Annotated in this window: 17 protein-coding genes; 6 read left to right on the plus strand and 11 right to left on the minus strand. The window is 54.0% G+C overall.

What is annotated here, in order from left to right:
• Positions 1-46: 46 nt before the first annotated feature.
• Complete coding sequence (gene abc-f / locus MWU61_RS04670) at positions 47-1,894, minus strand: ribosomal protection-like ABC-F family protein (protein WP_247127078.1); 1,848 nt, start codon at positions 1,892-1,894, stop codon at positions 47-49.
• Between the two features lie 126 nt (positions 1,895-2,020).
• Between abc-f and ndk the strand changes: the two genes are divergently transcribed.
• Positions 2,021-2,443, plus strand: coding sequence for a nucleoside-diphosphate kinase (gene ndk / locus MWU61_RS04675; RefSeq protein WP_073141126.1), 423 nt, complete (start codon positions 2,021-2,023; stop codon positions 2,441-2,443).
• Positions 2,444-2,494: 51 nt separating this feature from the next.
• Here ndk and MWU61_RS04680 read toward each other — a convergent pair whose 3' ends face one another.
• Together MWU61_RS04680 and MWU61_RS04685 are read right to left on the minus strand one after the other, a co-directional pair.
• Positions 2,495-2,671: a YqaE/Pmp3 family membrane protein gene (locus MWU61_RS04680; RefSeq protein ID WP_247127079.1), complete on the minus strand. Its 177-nt coding sequence runs from the start codon at positions 2,669-2,671 to the stop codon at positions 2,495-2,497.
• Positions 2,672-3,079, minus strand: a complete 408-nt coding sequence (locus MWU61_RS04685) for a DUF4112 domain-containing protein (RefSeq protein ID WP_281501937.1) — start codon at positions 3,077-3,079, stop codon at positions 2,672-2,674.
• 89 nt (positions 3,080-3,168) lie between these two features.
• Here MWU61_RS04685 and MWU61_RS04690 point away from each other — a divergent pair, with 89 nt between their 5' ends.
• The gene (locus MWU61_RS04690) at positions 3,169-3,756 is read left to right on the plus strand and encodes a hypothetical protein (RefSeq protein ID WP_247127081.1); all 588 of its coding nucleotides are present in this window, start codon (positions 3,169-3,171) and stop codon (positions 3,754-3,756) included.
• On the opposite strand, the gene MWU61_RS04695 is transcribed toward MWU61_RS04690, so the two are convergent.
• The 8 genes from MWU61_RS04695 to MWU61_RS04730 all read right to left on the minus strand — a co-directional run bounded on the left by MWU61_RS04695 (position 3,732) and on the right by MWU61_RS04730 (position 10,390).
• A complete protein-coding gene (locus tag MWU61_RS04695; RefSeq protein WP_247127082.1) occupies positions 3,732-4,055 on the minus strand; it encodes a TfoX/Sxy family protein in 324 nt (107 codons plus the stop codon). The genes MWU61_RS04690 and MWU61_RS04695 overlap by 25 nt on opposite strands.
• A 426-nt stretch (positions 4,056-4,481) precedes the next feature.
• On the minus strand, positions 4,482-6,638 hold the full coding sequence (locus MWU61_RS04700; RefSeq protein WP_247127083.1) for a DEAD/DEAH box helicase: 2,157 nt from the start codon (positions 6,636-6,638) through the stop codon (positions 4,482-4,484).
• Between the two features lie 85 nt (positions 6,639-6,723).
• Entirely contained in the window at positions 6,724-7,584 is an 861-nt protein-coding gene (locus MWU61_RS04705; RefSeq protein ID WP_247127084.1) for a CPBP family intramembrane glutamic endopeptidase, read from the minus strand.
• 30 nt (positions 7,585-7,614) lie between these two features.
• Positions 7,615-8,424 (minus strand): methyltransferase, encoded by an 810-nt coding sequence (locus MWU61_RS04710; RefSeq protein ID WP_247127085.1) that lies wholly within the window; start codon positions 8,422-8,424, stop codon positions 7,615-7,617.
• Positions 8,421-9,017, minus strand: a complete 597-nt coding sequence (locus MWU61_RS04715; RefSeq protein WP_247127086.1) for an HD domain-containing protein — start codon at positions 9,015-9,017, stop codon at positions 8,421-8,423. Before MWU61_RS04715 ends, MWU61_RS04710 begins: the two co-directional genes overlap by 4 nt.
• 9 nt (positions 9,018-9,026) lie before the next feature.
• Positions 9,027-9,461, minus strand: coding sequence for a hypothetical protein (locus tag MWU61_RS04720; RefSeq protein ID WP_247127087.1), 435 nt, complete (start codon positions 9,459-9,461; stop codon positions 9,027-9,029).
• Positions 9,458-9,733 (minus strand): hypothetical protein, encoded by a 276-nt coding sequence (locus tag MWU61_RS04725; protein WP_247127088.1) that lies wholly within the window; start codon positions 9,731-9,733, stop codon positions 9,458-9,460. The genes MWU61_RS04720 and MWU61_RS04725 overlap by 4 nt, the downstream gene beginning before the upstream one ends.
• A 3-nt stretch (positions 9,734-9,736) precedes the next feature.
• Entirely contained in the window at positions 9,737-10,390 is a 654-nt protein-coding gene (locus MWU61_RS04730) for an alpha/beta hydrolase (RefSeq protein WP_247127089.1), read from the minus strand.
• Positions 10,391-10,565: 175 nt separating this feature from the next.
• Here MWU61_RS04730 and MWU61_RS04735 point away from each other — a divergent pair, with 175 nt between their 5' ends.
• From MWU61_RS04735 to MWU61_RS04750, 4 genes are all read left to right on the plus strand, one after another.
• Positions 10,566-11,024, plus strand: coding sequence for an Rrf2 family transcriptional regulator (locus tag MWU61_RS04735; RefSeq protein WP_247127090.1), 459 nt, complete (start codon positions 10,566-10,568; stop codon positions 11,022-11,024).
• A gap of 94 nt (positions 11,025-11,118) precedes the next feature.
• On the plus strand, positions 11,119-12,159 hold the full coding sequence (locus tag MWU61_RS04740) for an aminotransferase class V-fold PLP-dependent enzyme (protein WP_247127091.1): 1,041 nt from the start codon (positions 11,119-11,121) through the stop codon (positions 12,157-12,159).
• 14 nt (positions 12,160-12,173) lie between these two features.
• Complete coding sequence (sufB, locus tag MWU61_RS04745; RefSeq protein ID WP_247127092.1) at positions 12,174-13,697, plus strand: Fe-S cluster assembly protein SufB; 1,524 nt, start codon at positions 12,174-12,176, stop codon at positions 13,695-13,697.
• Between the two features lie 118 nt (positions 13,698-13,815).
• Entirely contained in the window at positions 13,816-14,328 is a 513-nt protein-coding gene (locus MWU61_RS04750; protein ID WP_247127093.1) for a hypothetical protein, read from the plus strand.
• Positions 14,329-14,362: the final 34 nt, after the last annotated feature.

A 14,362-nucleotide genomic window follows, 5' to 3' on the forward strand; every position in this document is an offset into this window, starting at 1 on the left:
CTCCGGCGGGGATATTTACGAGCCAAAAGAAATGAGGTGTTAGTGCTTATTTCTGGGCTTTCTCGAGATTTTCGAGAGCTTGCATCCACATGGTTTCAGCCCGTTCGAGCCCATTCATGACCTCTGCGTATTTCTTGTTCCACGTTTCCAACTCGCCCTTACGACCGTCTTCGTAAAGCACCGGATCCGCAAGTTTTTTCGCGAGTTTATCGCGCATGTCGTTAATTTTTTTGACACGCTCTTCCGACTTGCGAACCTCAGCCTTCAAGGCGAGCAGTTCGTCGCGGCTGATTGCCTTTGGTTTTGGCTTCGGATTTTCCGCAACCTTGGGCTTTTCAGGGGTGATCAGCATCTTGCGGTAGGTTTCGAGGTCTTCCTCGTAAGGTTTTACATGCCCGTTTTTCACGAGCCACAGGCGATCCGCGACCATCGACAACAGGTGCATGTCGTGGCTGACGAGGATGACGGCGCCCGTATAGGCGGTCAGAGCGTCAACTAGCGCTTCACGCGATTCGATATCAAGGTGGTTTGTCGGCTCATCGAGGATGAGCAGATGCGGCGCGGGCAGGGTTGCCAGCAGCAACGAAAGGCGGGCTTTTTGACCACCTGACAGGCGACCAACCTCTGTATCCGCTTGATCAGCGCCCAGTCCAAATCCCGCGAGACGTGCCCGCAGTTTCGCTTGGCCTTCCTCAGCACGTTCACGCAGCAGATGCTGAAGCGGCGTTTCATCAACGTAAAGTTCGTCAACTTGGTGCTGCGCAAAGAAACCGATCCGCAGCTTGTTTGACGTCACCATGTTACCGCGCGCCACTTTAAGTCTGCCGGATAACATCTTGGAAAGCGTGGATTTACCTTCGCCGTTGCGGCCGAGTAGGGCGATCCTGTCATCTTGGTCGATGCGCAGGTTCAATTCGTGCAGAATGATTGTATTGCCATACCCAACCGCTGCTGATTCCGTCGCGATAATGGGCGGTGACAGTTCTTCGGGTTTCGGGAAAGTGAACACGGTCCGCGCCACGTCTTCGGGCGCACGGATCGTTTCCATCTTCTCAAGCGCTTTCACACGGGATTGCGCCTGTTTCGCTTTGGATGCCTTCGCTTTAAACCTATCCACGAAAGCCTGCAGATGTTCGCGCTTCGCGTCCTGCTTTTTCGCTGCCGCAGTCAAAAGTGCACGCTTTTCAGCGCGTTGCTTGGCGAACATGTCGTAGGTGCCGGTGTAGTAGATCAGCCCCTTGTCTTCGAGATGCAGGATGCCGCCAACGGATCGGTTCAGCAGTTCGCGGTCGTGTGACACGATCAGAACTGTATGCGGATATTTAACCAGATAGGCCTCAAGCCACAGCGCGCCTTCAAGGTCGAGATAGTTTGTCGGTTCGTCAAGCAGCAACAAGTCAGGTTCAGAAAACAGGACAGCCGCCAAGGCAACACGCATCCGCCACCCGCCAGAAAAAGCGGAACAGGGCTGGCGTTGTTCTTCGTCGGTAAACCCAAGACCCTTGAGGATTGCAGAGGCGCGTCCTTCGGCAGACCACGCATCAATATCAGCCAACCGTGTTTGAATGTCGGCAATGCGGGCTGGGTCGGTGGCCGTTTCAGATTCGGCCAACAATGCTTCACGTTCCACATCCGCACGCAGGACGGTGTTGATCAGTGAGACTTCGTTGCCTGGGACTTCCTGGCTCACACCGCCAATTTTCCAGCCTTTGGGAATATCAACAGATCCGGTATCCAGCACCATTTCGCCTCGAATGATCTTAAACAGGGTCGTTTTGCCAGAGCCGTTACGCCCCACCAAGCCCACCTTGTGACCAGTCGGAATCGTCACTGTTGCGTTTTCAACCAGCGTGCGGCCGGAGACTGAATAGGTGATGTCTGAAATCTTAAGCATGGGGCTGCTTTGCCTGATCATAAGGGCAGGGTCAATCGCCGCTTTTCAAGGGGTCCGGTGCATGCTACTGCCCGCCCAGAAATTCAACGCAGGGTTTGGCCCTGCCCAGACCGAAAGAGGCCCGACATGGCAATTCAACGTACATTCTCTATCATCAAGCCAGACGCAACAAAGCGTAACCTGACAGGCAAAATCGCAGCTAAATTCGAAGAAGCTGGCCTGCGCATCGTTGCATCCAAGCGTATCCAGCTGACACTGGCACAAGCACAGCAGTTCTACGGTGTGCACTCTGAGCGTCCGTTCTTCGGCGAACTGTGCGAATTCATGATCTCCGAGCCGATTGTTGTTCAGGTTCTCGAAGGCGAAGACGCAATCGCGAAAAACCGCGAAGTTATGGGCGCAACAAACCCAGCAGACGCCGCTGACGGCACAATCCGTAAAGAATTCGCACTGTCCATCGGCGAGAACTCTGTTCACGGCTCCGATGCTCCAGAAACTGCAGCAGAAGAAATCGCGTTCTTCTTCTCCGGTCTTGAACTGGTTGGCTAAGTCTTCAACGGCTTAGAATTCGAAAAGGGCGCCTAATGTGGCGCCCTTTTTTTATGCCTGACGTGCGGGTAGGGATCGCGCCAGAATGTAGGCTGCGTGGATGAACCCGGGGATATAGAACAGACACGTGAGTAGAATGTTCAGCCAGAATGCCCCACGAAAGCCAACCGTCAGAAAAACACCAAGCGGCGGGATGATGATCACGGCGAGAAGTTTCAACCAATACATTTACGCCACCCAACTTTCCGCACCGATCCGGCCCGTATCGACCTGTCGTGCGCGGGCTGCGCGTCTATTCAGGTTCACCTCAAGCGCGCGATAATTGCGCAGGTTTGCGTTATAAAGCACGTCAAAGATGTCACCAACGACAGGCACCGACCCGACAATTAGGTCGAGCAACGTGTTGAACGACATGTACGCAACTGCGCCCGGTGTCGCTCCAATTTTGTGCGCACGGTGGATCATCCAGACCGCAGGGACCACGGATGCCAAATCGCCGATGACCGGAATAAGACCAAGGATGTTATCCAGACCAATCGAAATCTTGGTGCCAGGAATGTAAAATAGAGCGTCCATGCGCATTGCTACAATACGCAAGCGACGCAGTTCTTCATCAATATCATGTTGTATGTTCATGTCGTTAACATAGCAGGTTTGATTGGGTATGTGAAGGGTGTTTACATATTTCCTTTTGCGACGGGATACGAACTACCTAAGATACCATTATGGAAGACATACAATTTACATTTCTGAAAGCGCCATTAGGGGACACCGTTCGATACGCGTTATCAGATGGCCGCTTGACGGAACGGGACGCGGATCGCGTCGCGATTTGGGAAATTGCTTTGGCTGACGTTGAAGCAGCGACTTACAGCACAACCAACGTAGGTGGACTGCTGGCACGCAGCTTAACCCTCAGGACAGACCATAAAAACGTGACGATTGGCTATTCAGACAGGAACCCGAAAGACGATGAAGCGGATGGATTCGTTGCCTTGATCCGTGCAATTGGATCGGGGTTAGAAGACGCGCAGCCTGGGTTTCGTGTGTCTTTAGGTCAAACCAAGTTCCAAAGGTTCGCACTGTTCACAGCATTCGCATTTGCAATTGTTGTAGCCGCGGGCATCCTGTTTGCGATGTTTCTCAGCAATATGGGGTTCGATGACGTGTTCGCAGTTGCGGCACCACTGGCAGTCTTGATCGTCTTCGGTGGCCTAGGGATGAGGATGTTTTGGCCGTGGCGTCCATTGCCGACCATCCCAGCAAAACGTCTGCTTGCGCCACCGCCTCAGCGGGATACGACGCCAATCTGATCCAGAAAAGTCTCCAGTTCGGATCGGTCGGCATCGAAACTGTCGTTTTTCAGGCTATCGAATTTCACACGCAGCGCTTTCTTTTCGTCACCCTTGCAATCGTTCCACGGTCTGCCTTGCAGGGCCATGTGTAGAACGTAATACCCAATGAAATGGGGCCGTGTCCCATTCTCTAACAATTTTTGATAGGCGGCATGGGCACCGAGCGCGCGCAGATCTTCGGCGGTCATAATGCCAACATCGTTGAGCATCGTTTGGGTCGCGGGACCGAGATTCTTAATGGTTGAGATTGCCGCCATGGTTTCAATTTACATGGAACGGAAAAAAGGACCAGTGGGTACAGAGTAAAGAAGGGGAAAACGAACCCCGCACACCACCGATCTTAGTCGGTATGCCAGCACTTCGAAAAGGGAGGAGACGCGCTGGCGTTTCCGAAAATCTCAGATACTTGCGTAGTCGCGAAAAACAGGGGTTTGGGGCTTAGGATGACTTTGACCCTTTGGTGGGGCCGGTGTCGTATCCTTAGGTTTTGAGTTCAACATAACACATTCCTGATTAACCTTGCTGTTGCGATGTTTTGCTTAGCATCACGACGGGAAAACAAGACCGCCGTTGACGTAGAGGTAACCCGGCAACATGGCGTCGCCGGGGTGGAAATGTGGCGGAAATGTGAAATTTGCCCGCATTGGGGACAATTTGTTAATTTTTGTTAGATCGTCGTCGGATTACCGCGATTTAGGACCGCCGCGCCGTGGTGGCTGACCGCCACCTTTGCCGCCCGGGCCTTTACGACCACCTGGTTTTCCACCCGGAGGTGTGAACCGTTTCGACGTGTCACCAGCACTTGCGCGTGGTTTTGCTGTCCGTCCATCATCGGATTTCTTGAACCCGCCTGATTTACCACCCGGTTTCCCTTTGAAACCGCCTGGTTTGCCGCCGTCCGACTTGCCCTTGTAGGCAGGACGTTCGCCATCGCGCGGTTTGTATGGTGGTTTTGGTCCACGTGCTACGACGGCATCGCCGTGATCTTTGCGTGCTGGTTTGCTGAAGTCTGTCTTCTTGTGACGTGACTTGCGCGCCGTGTCGTCGGACCCAGGACGTGCAACAGGTGCCATGTCGTCTTGACGTGATGGCGGCGGGGCTGAACTGTCACGAGGTTTGTCGAACTTTTTGTCGCCACGTGGACGATCACCCCGTGGACGGTCATCGCGCCCTTTGTAGTCACCGCGCGGTTTGTCGTCACGGTATTGTTTCTTGCTCGGACGTGCGCCGCGCTCTGAAATCTGGGGTACACCATCAAGCTGTGTTAGCTTGGCTTGGTTTTCCAAGGTCATGTCGCCGCCAACTGCTTTGAGGAAGTTCGGGACAGCTGCTGCTGAAATCTCGACATAGGTTTCTTGTGGCTGAATGCGGATCGCACCAATTTCTTTTTTGGTGATGTCGCCGGCCTTACAGATCATCGGCAGCAACCAACGCGCTTCGGCTTTGCCTTCGCGGCCCACATCAACACTGAACCATTTCGACGGACCAAATGGCGCACGTTCTTTGCGTTCACGTGGTTCGCGGGCACCCGCAGGGGCGTTCGGATCAACGATTGTAAGTTCTTCAGGCGCTGACTGTTTGCCTTGGAAAAGGCGCAGGTAGGCAGCCGCGATCTTCTCGGGTGCATGTTGCGCCAGTAGCTTCGTGGCGAATGCGGTCTCGTCTTCGCTAAAATCGGATGACCACACGTCATCATTCAACAGACGTTCTTCGTCTTTGGCTTTCACTTCGTCAGCAGACGGCGGGGATGCCCATTCCGCTTTCAACTTGCCCCACTTCAGCAGGTTTTCCGCACGGCGACGCATCTTTGGCGTGACGATCAGTGCGGAAATACCTTTACGGCCCGCACGACCCGTCCGGCCAGAACGGTGCAGCAGAATCTCAGCGTTTGTTGGCAATTCAGCGTGGATCACCAATTCGAGGTTCGGCAAATCGATCCCGCGCGCAGCAACGTCTGTCGCGACGCAAACCTTTGCACGACCGTCGCGCATCGCTTGCAGCGCATGTGTCCGTTCTTGCTGAGACAGCTCACCCGACAGTGCGACAGTCGCAAAACCACGGTTCGACAGGCGTGTTGTTAGGCGTGTGACCATCGCGCGTGTGTTCGCAAAGACAATAGCATTGGGCGCATCGTAATAGCGCAGCGCGTTGATGATCGCGTTATCTGCGTCGTACTGGGTGCATGTCAGTGCGCGGTATTCGATGTCGGAATGCTGCGTTTCTTTTGTGACGGTGGAAACGCGAACAGAATCCTTCAGGTAGGATTTCGCAAGTTTCGCGATCATCGGTGGCACGGTGGCCGAGAACATCAATGTGCGGCGGTCTTCTGGTGCTTCACCAAGGATAAATTCAAGGTCTTCGCGGAAACCAAGGTCGAGCATTTCGTCCGCTTCGTCCAAGACAATTGCACGCATGTCGGACATATCCAACGTGCCGCGCATGATGTGGTCTTTCAAACGACCCGGTGTGGACACAACGATATGCGCGCCACGATCCAGCGCGCGGCGTTCGTCGCGGAAATCCATGCCACCAACGGTGGACGCAATCGTGGCACCTGCTGCTGCATACAGCCACTGCAATTCACGCTTTACCTGCAAGGCAAGTTCGCGGGTTGGGGCAATACAAAGCGCCAATGGACGGCCTGCGGGGCCAAAGGTACCATCCTCAGAAAGGATAGTCGGGCCAATCGCCAAACCAAAGCCAACTGTTTTACCAGAACCGGTCTGGGCGGATACCAGCAGATCTTTGCCTTCCAACTCAGGGTTGATGACAGACTCCTGCACAGGTGTGAGGGTGTCATAGCCTTGTTTTTCAAGGGCTGCTGCGAGGGTCGAGATCATAAGGTGCGTTCCGCTGATAGATAAGTGTTGCCGCCTATGCCTCTTGGCCCCGCGTGTCTAGTGGGAAACGGAGTGCGGGCAGCAGCTATGCGCCGATGGTCGGCAGATTTGTCGGTGTTGGCGCTTTGTGAAACAGGGATTGTCCTGTCCGTCGCGTGTAGCTGCGCAATACCCAGTAGGTGATCACGATTAAGATGGTGGGAAGAAGAAAGCTTGAGGCGTCCAAATCGGTCGAGACGAGATTTTTGGTATCAGTGGCTTCGGTTTCGGACAACGCTTGCCCTAGCATCACATAGCTGTTCCAAATCATATGCAGAAAGATTGGTGGCCAAATGCTATTGGTTTGCAGGCGAATTGCGCAGAACAACGCCCCAAGTGCAGTCGCATTGAGAACTTGAAAGGCAGTCAACGAAACCGCTTGCCCCAAGCCGAGGTTGACGAGGTGCAGCAAACCAAATGCAACGGACGATAGGGCCACCGCTGTGATCAACTGGTGCTTTTCACGTAGCGCACCAAAGACGATACCGCGGAACATGACTTCTTCGGACAGGCCCACAAAAAAGTTTAACACCAAAACGATTGTGATGATCGCAATTGGTCCGGCGACGTTTTCGCCTGTTATTAGCGCAATGGAAAACCCGAGCGCGCCAAGGGCCGGAAATGCGCCGACCCAAAGGAACGACCGTATGCCCGAACGATCATATGGGCCCTGAAACCCTGTGATGTCCGACCATTTCAAGCCCCAGACGATCAATACAAGAGTGATCGCCATGATAGCTTGCCATGCCACACCATTGGTCAACGCGTCAAATGTCATAACGCCAGTGCCGTCCGTTACATCCACAGCGCCCCATATCGCATAGGGAAGCGCAAGGATCAGGGTAAGCGCAAAAAGCAGTCCCGCCGCAATCGTGCGGGGGTGCTTGCGGGCAAAAAGGCGGATCATTTTTGATGTCCAATGAGTGTACGCATGAGACTACACAGTTTTGCGTTGCATCCACAACCAAGGGGTCGGGCCATCACGCCATTCCCATAACGCAAGCAGGCGGTCAAGGTCACCGAGCCCCGCCATCCAGTCAGGCAAGTCATCGCTGCTAAACGCGCGACCAAGTTCCTTGATGTGATGTGTTTCCGCAAATCGACCTGCGATCCGTTCTGTAAGGCCAGGGATCATATTTTCGTGCACTTCGACAAGAATGTTGGCACGTCGCAAGCCCTTAGCGCGATCGGGATCGAGTAGGGCGTCTTCTGCCCCTTCGATATCGCAGATGATCGTTGTGTCTTGGGCGCGGCAAATATCGAAATCAGCATGCGTGAGCTTTCCGCCCACTTTCACGCGGTTCGACACATAGTTGGCTTTGGCCAGTTCCACAGCGCGTTCCTGAGCCGTTTCATTTGTATCGCGGGCCCAGACAATACTATTCGGCAATCGGCGGGCGAGACCGATGGCATAGTACCCTTCAGCGCACCCCACATCGATGATGAGCGGTGGGGCCGCTTTGATAATCTCCTCGATCACTGGTGCGAGCGTTTTCTCGTAAATACCCAGAAGTCGTGGCACGCGACCGCCTTCCGACGCAGGTACGTTGTAGATCATGTCCTTGAATGGACCTGCGGGAATGGTGGTCCCGTTTTGCCCGATCACAGTGTTTTCCAGCAATTTTGCCCGCCATTTGGCGAGATGTCGCAAAGCCGCTTCTAGCTCTTGGGGCGTCGGGTCACCGCTTAGCAGTTCCAGAACGTGTTCTTGGGTGTTGATGGAAAGTGGGCTTGGTGGCTTTGTCATCCGGTCCCGAACCAATCATCGAGCCTCGCGCGAAGTGCGATCCACAGTGCCGGCGCACCACGGCTAACTTTTGCGCCAACACGGTCTTCGACCTGCACGCGGCTCACATTGTATTCTGTCCATGATTGCCCGCCGGTTTCGAGGTTTGAAATCACTGGCTGCACACGGTCGATGGATTTTGCGAAGATGGCGTCGTCTGTTTCAGCGGCTTCAAATTCGTCCCAAAGTGCACGGAATTCATCCCGTTGATCATCCGGAAGCAGGCCAAAAATACGATCCGCCGCGACTTTTTCTGCCGCGGCTTGGGCATCAGGATCGCGGGCAGCAGTGCTATGGATCGGCGTGTCGCCCGCATCAATTTCGACAAGATCATGGATCAACATCATTTTCAAAACGCGTGTGATATCGACGGGTTTTGCTGCATGTTCAGCCATGACTAAGGCATAAAGGGCGACATGCCACGAATGTTCACCTGTATTTTCAAAGCGGGAACTGTCGCACAGTTTTGTGGCGCGTAATACCGATTTGAGCCGGTCTGCTTCAGTGAGAAATGCGAATTGTGCGTCGATACGCGTTTGGGCCAAGACTTGCATAAGCGGAACCTATGTGGCGTTGGCAGGCTTGTCCATGTCGGGGCGTTTGATCTGGTCGAACAAATCGCCAAATCCGTTCCATGGGTAAAGGCCGTGGATGGCGTTTGCGAAAGCTTCGATCACGGCTGGATGATGCACAGGCGTGTTCGGAAAACCCGCGGTTACGGCTGCGTCATAGTCAAAGACGGATCGAAAACGCGGGATTTGGTTGAAACCCGCTAGTGGCCATTGTTCGGACTGCAAACATGCATCGTCGCAGCGTACCAATGCAATCAAATCGGACAGTACGAATGGCGCAACTGACGCCCTATGATCTGTTTTTTGAAAAGAGATTCCGCAGAACACAACGTTGTCGGAACCAGCAGATGTTTCAAACACTTGCCCGACGCCAAGTGTGCCGTCGAGCAAGGGAATGCGAAAATAATCTGCTTGATCGTAGATCATGCGATCTCGGTTGGACCGTCCTGCTGCGGTTGGTCCGCGGGGGCCGCAGCCGCCGCCGCACGTCTTGCAACACTTTCCGCCAGCATCGCCCGCGCACGTTTTTCTGCGCGACGTACACGGATCGCCGTCAGATATGCCTCTTCAAGCGATTGCGATGACGCACCAAGGATTTCCCCGATGCGATCAACGATCTTTTCATCACCACTTGCTTCTGCTTCAGCCAAAGCTTGGTCAGCCAATTCGTTCGCGGTGTTATCTGTATATTCTGACATGATTTACCGTGTGTTTTCGGTCAAGCGCTGGCGGACATAGTCCGTCACCGTATCGATCATCGGATCCATATGCGGATCTTCAAAGAAGTGACCGGCACCTTCCATCGTGTTGTGCGTGATGGTGATACCTTTTTGCTCGTGCAGTTTGTTCACGAGGTTCACGGTATCCTGTGGCGGTGCCACGCGGTCATTTGACCCGTTCATGATCAGACCAGAAGACGGGCAGGGCGCCAGAAAACTAAAGTCATACATGTTCGCCGGTGGGGAAATCGAAATAAAACCCGTGATTTCAGGGCGACGCATCAGCAATTGCATGCCGATCCATGCACCGAATGAAAAACCAGCAACCCAGCAATGCTTGGAGTTGTTGTTCATCGACTGCAGATAATCGAGCGCGGAAGCCGCATCGGACAATTCGCCCACACCTTGGTCGTATTCACCTTGGGACCGACCGACACCGCGGAAATTGAACCGCAAAACAGTGAAGCCCATTTTATAGAAAGCGTAGTGCAGGTTATAAACAACGCGGTTGTTCATGGTCCCACCAAACTGTGGATGCGGGTGCAGGACGATCGCAATCGGTGCATCGCGGTCTTTTTGCGGGTGATAGCGGCCTTCAAGGCGACCTTCTGGTCCGGGGAAAATAACTTCGGGCATGAGCGTCCGTTTTTTTGTTCTCGGTGGTGGCGCATTTCATCAGGTGTATTCTTGACGAAAACGCTCAGGCACCTTAGAAAGATTCTAAACTTGGGCCGATTGGTCCAATGACTGGTGATTTGACCTAATCGCGCTGCACGCAAAGGTCAATGTCATTAACCTGATGGGATGTAAGATGAAGCTAAGTACAAAGGGACGTTATGCGGTAGTCGCTTTGGCTGACTTGGCGCTGCAGCCTGACGGGGCGTTGGTCAATTTGACCGAGATTAGCAAACGGCAAGACATCTCATTGGCCTATCTCGAACAGTTGTTCGTGAAATTGCGCCGTGGCGATCTGGTTGTGTCCGTACGTGGACCGGGCGGTGGGTATCGTTTGGCGCAGCCCGCATCTGAAATCAGGGTGGTTGATATTCTCAGCGCGGTTGATGAGACCGTAAGTGCCATGCACAAAGGTGCCGGTGCGTCAGGTGCCGCGTCTGGATCGCGGGCCCAATCTTTGACAAACCGTTTGTGGGAAGGGCTGAGCGCCCATGTTTACGTCTTCTTGCATCAAGCACGTTTGTCCGATGTTGTCGGAAACGGTCTTGCGCCGTGTCCGGCTGTTCCGGCCCTGTTTGAAGTCGTGGATGAATAGGGATGGCGGATTTTACAGAAAATTCGATCGATTTTTCCAGAAAAATCGGGGTCGTCCGGCACGATACCTGTGATCAAACGCAGGCGTGTGTCTGATGGCACGTGTTTATCTGGACCATAACGCGACAGCGCCTGTGCGCGCCGAAGCGAAGGCTGCAATGATCGCTGCCATGGACATTGTCGGCAATCCGTCGTCCGTCCATGCGGAAGGGCGTGCTGCGAAAAAACTACTTGAGCAATCTCGCGCGGATATCTCGGACGCCTTGGGGGCCGCTGGTGCCGACATTGTGTTTACGTCAGGTGCGACAGAATCTGCGGCCCTAATACTTGCGGATCGTGATTTGATGGGATCCGGCTTGGAACACGCCGCCGTTGCTGCGTGGGTCGATCCGGTTCTGCCAGTCGTCGATGGCATAGTTCAGGTTGATGATCCGACACGGGCAGTTGTTCAGCTAGCGAATTCTGAAACAGGTTTGATTCAGAAAGTCGACGGCGTGGCCGTGACTGACATTACGCAAGGGTTCGGCCGTGTGCCGTTTGCTTTTGATTGGTCCGGTGTCGGGGCTGCAATCTTGTCGGCGCATAAGTTTGGTGGCCCGAAAGGTGTTGGTGCATTGATTGTGCCCGCTGGCGCTGATGTAGCGGCGCAGATCAAGGGCGGCGGGCAGGAAATGGGGCGTCGGTCAGGGACCGAAAACCTGATCCTGATTGCCGGTTTTGCGGCGGCTGCGAAGGCTGCACAAAAAGATTTGACCGAAGGCCGCTGGGAGCAGGTTGCGCAATTTAGAAATATTCTAGAAAAGGCCATTGAGGACGCGATCCCCGACACTATTTTTGTAGGACAGGACGGCGCGCGGTTGCCCAATACCAGTTGTTTCCTCAGCTCCGGCTGGAAAGGTGAAACGCAGGTGATGGCGATGGACCTCGCGGGATTTGCGGTTTCGGCGGGGTCTGCCTGTTCGAGCGGCAAGGTCAAGATTGGCGGCGTGCTGCCGGCTCTTGGCTATTCAGATGAATTGGCGTCGTGTGCGCTCCGGGTGTCGCTCGGGTTGGATACGACGGAAGATGATGTACTGCGCTTTGCGGATGCATGGGTGCGGAAACGAAAGAAGATCAGCGCAGCAGCCGCTGCGTAAGAGAGGAAAATGCGATGACAGCTTTGGACGAAGTTCAAGTCAAAGATGGTGTAGATCAGGAAACCGTGGATGCGGTTTCGGCGCTGTCAGGCAACTACAAATACGGCTGGGAAACAGAGATCGAGATGGAGTATGCGCCAAAGGGCGTGAACACCGATATCGTGAAACTGATTTCCGGTAAAAACAACGAACCCGAGTGGATGACCGAATGGCGTCTTGAGGCGTTTGCGCGTTGGGAAAATCTTGAAGAACCCACATGGGCGATGGTCAACTACCCTGACATCGATTTCCAAGACATCTACTACTATGCCCGCCCAAAGAGCATGGAAGAAAAGCCGAAGTCTTTGGACGAAGTCGATCCCAAACTGCTCGCGACTTATGAAAAGCTTGGTATCCCACTGAAAGAGCAGATGATCCTTGCGGGCGTCGAAGGTGCCGAAGATATTCCAGCGGAAGGCCGCAAGGTCGCTGTGGATGCGGTGTTTGATTCCGTATCTGTGGGCACGACGTTCCAGAAAGAACTGGAAAAAGCTGGCGTGATCTTCTGTTCGATCTCTGAGGCGATTGAAAAGCACCCTGGGCTGGTCAAGAAATACCTTGGCACGGTGGTTCCACCATCCGACAACTTCTACGCGACGCTGAATTCTGCCGTTTTTTCAGATGGGTCATTCGTCTACATCCCGCCGAACACACGTTGCCCTATGGAACTGTCCACCTACTTCCGTATCAACGCGGAAAACACAGGCCAGTTTGAACGCACGTTGATCATCGCAGACAAGGGATCGTACGTCTCCTACCTTGAAGGCTGTACTGCGCCGAAACGCGACACCGCCCAGCTGCACGCCGCTGTGGTTGAGATCATCGTCGAAGAAGACGCCGAAGTGAAATATTCCACTGTTCAGAACTGGTATCCCGGCGATGAAGACGGGAAGGGCGGCATCTACAACTTCGTGACCAAACGCGCGGATTGCCGTGGCGACCGGTCCAAAGTGATGTGGACCCAAGTTGAAACCGGCTCTGCTGTGACGTGGAAATACCCGTCTTGCATCCTGCGTGGTGATGACAGTCAAGGTGAATTCTATTCAATCGCCATCGCCAACAACCACCAGCAAGCGGACACAGGCACAAAGATGGTGCACTTGGGCAAGAACACCAAGTCACGGATTGTGTCGAAAGGGATTTCCGCGGGCGTGGCCCAGAACACATACCGTGGTCTGGTGTCGATGCACCCGAAAGCGAAAGACAGCCGGAACTACACGCAATGTGACTCGCTTCTGATCGGCGACAAGTGCGGCGCGCATACCGTTCCTTATATCGAGGTCAAGAATAACTCGTCTCGCGTTGAGCATGAAGCGACGACATCCAAAGTGGATGACGACCAGTTGTTCTACTGCCGCTCGCGCGGGATGGACGAAGAAGAAGCCGTCGCTTTGGTGGTTAATGGGTTCTGTAAGGAAGTGCTGCAAGCGCTCCCGATGGAGTTCGCGATGGAAGCTCAAGCGCTTGTTGCAATCAGTCTTGAAGGGTCTGTTGGCTAACAAATGACTGTCGTCTGCCCGACATATAGCCGCAACAGGGTCACCGCGCTGCCCCGTTTTCGCCCCACTTCGTCTGCTAGTCAGACGTGGGGATGTAACGGGACAGGTGCGCATTATCATGGCGACTCAAGATCAAGCTGCTATTTTTCAGGCTCGTGTGAAGAGCATCAACAACCCGCGCAATACGTACTATCACGATCCGGAAACGGGCATGAAGGTACCGAAGCGGGTTGGTCGCGATCAGATCTTGGCCAACGGCAAAACACCGCCCGCAACGACAACCGGCATGATCATGTCGATGATCGTGGGTGCGATGTGTCTGATCGTGGCACGCTATTTCCAAATCACGTTCTTGGATATCCAACCAAGCGTACCGCACGCACTTGCCTACGAATTGGGCATGGCAGCGGCGATGGCCTTCACGTTGGGCGGGTTCATTCGTCAGAAGACGTTCAAACACATGGTTTGTCATTTGGCGGGCGCCGCGTTCGCCGCAGTAACGATGCACAACGCTGTTTGGATCGCGCCGGATCAATTTGCGATGGTCTTTTCGCAGGAGTTCGTCAACGAAATCTTGGCTGCAACCGATCCGATGTCACTGAACATCGCGGGCAACAGCATCACAATCTAACATCTGACGACATACCGTCGTCATCATCCATATA

Source organism: Loktanella sp. F6476L, assembly GCF_023015725.1.
Lineage (GTDB): Bacteria > Pseudomonadota > Alphaproteobacteria > Rhodobacterales > Rhodobacteraceae > Yoonia.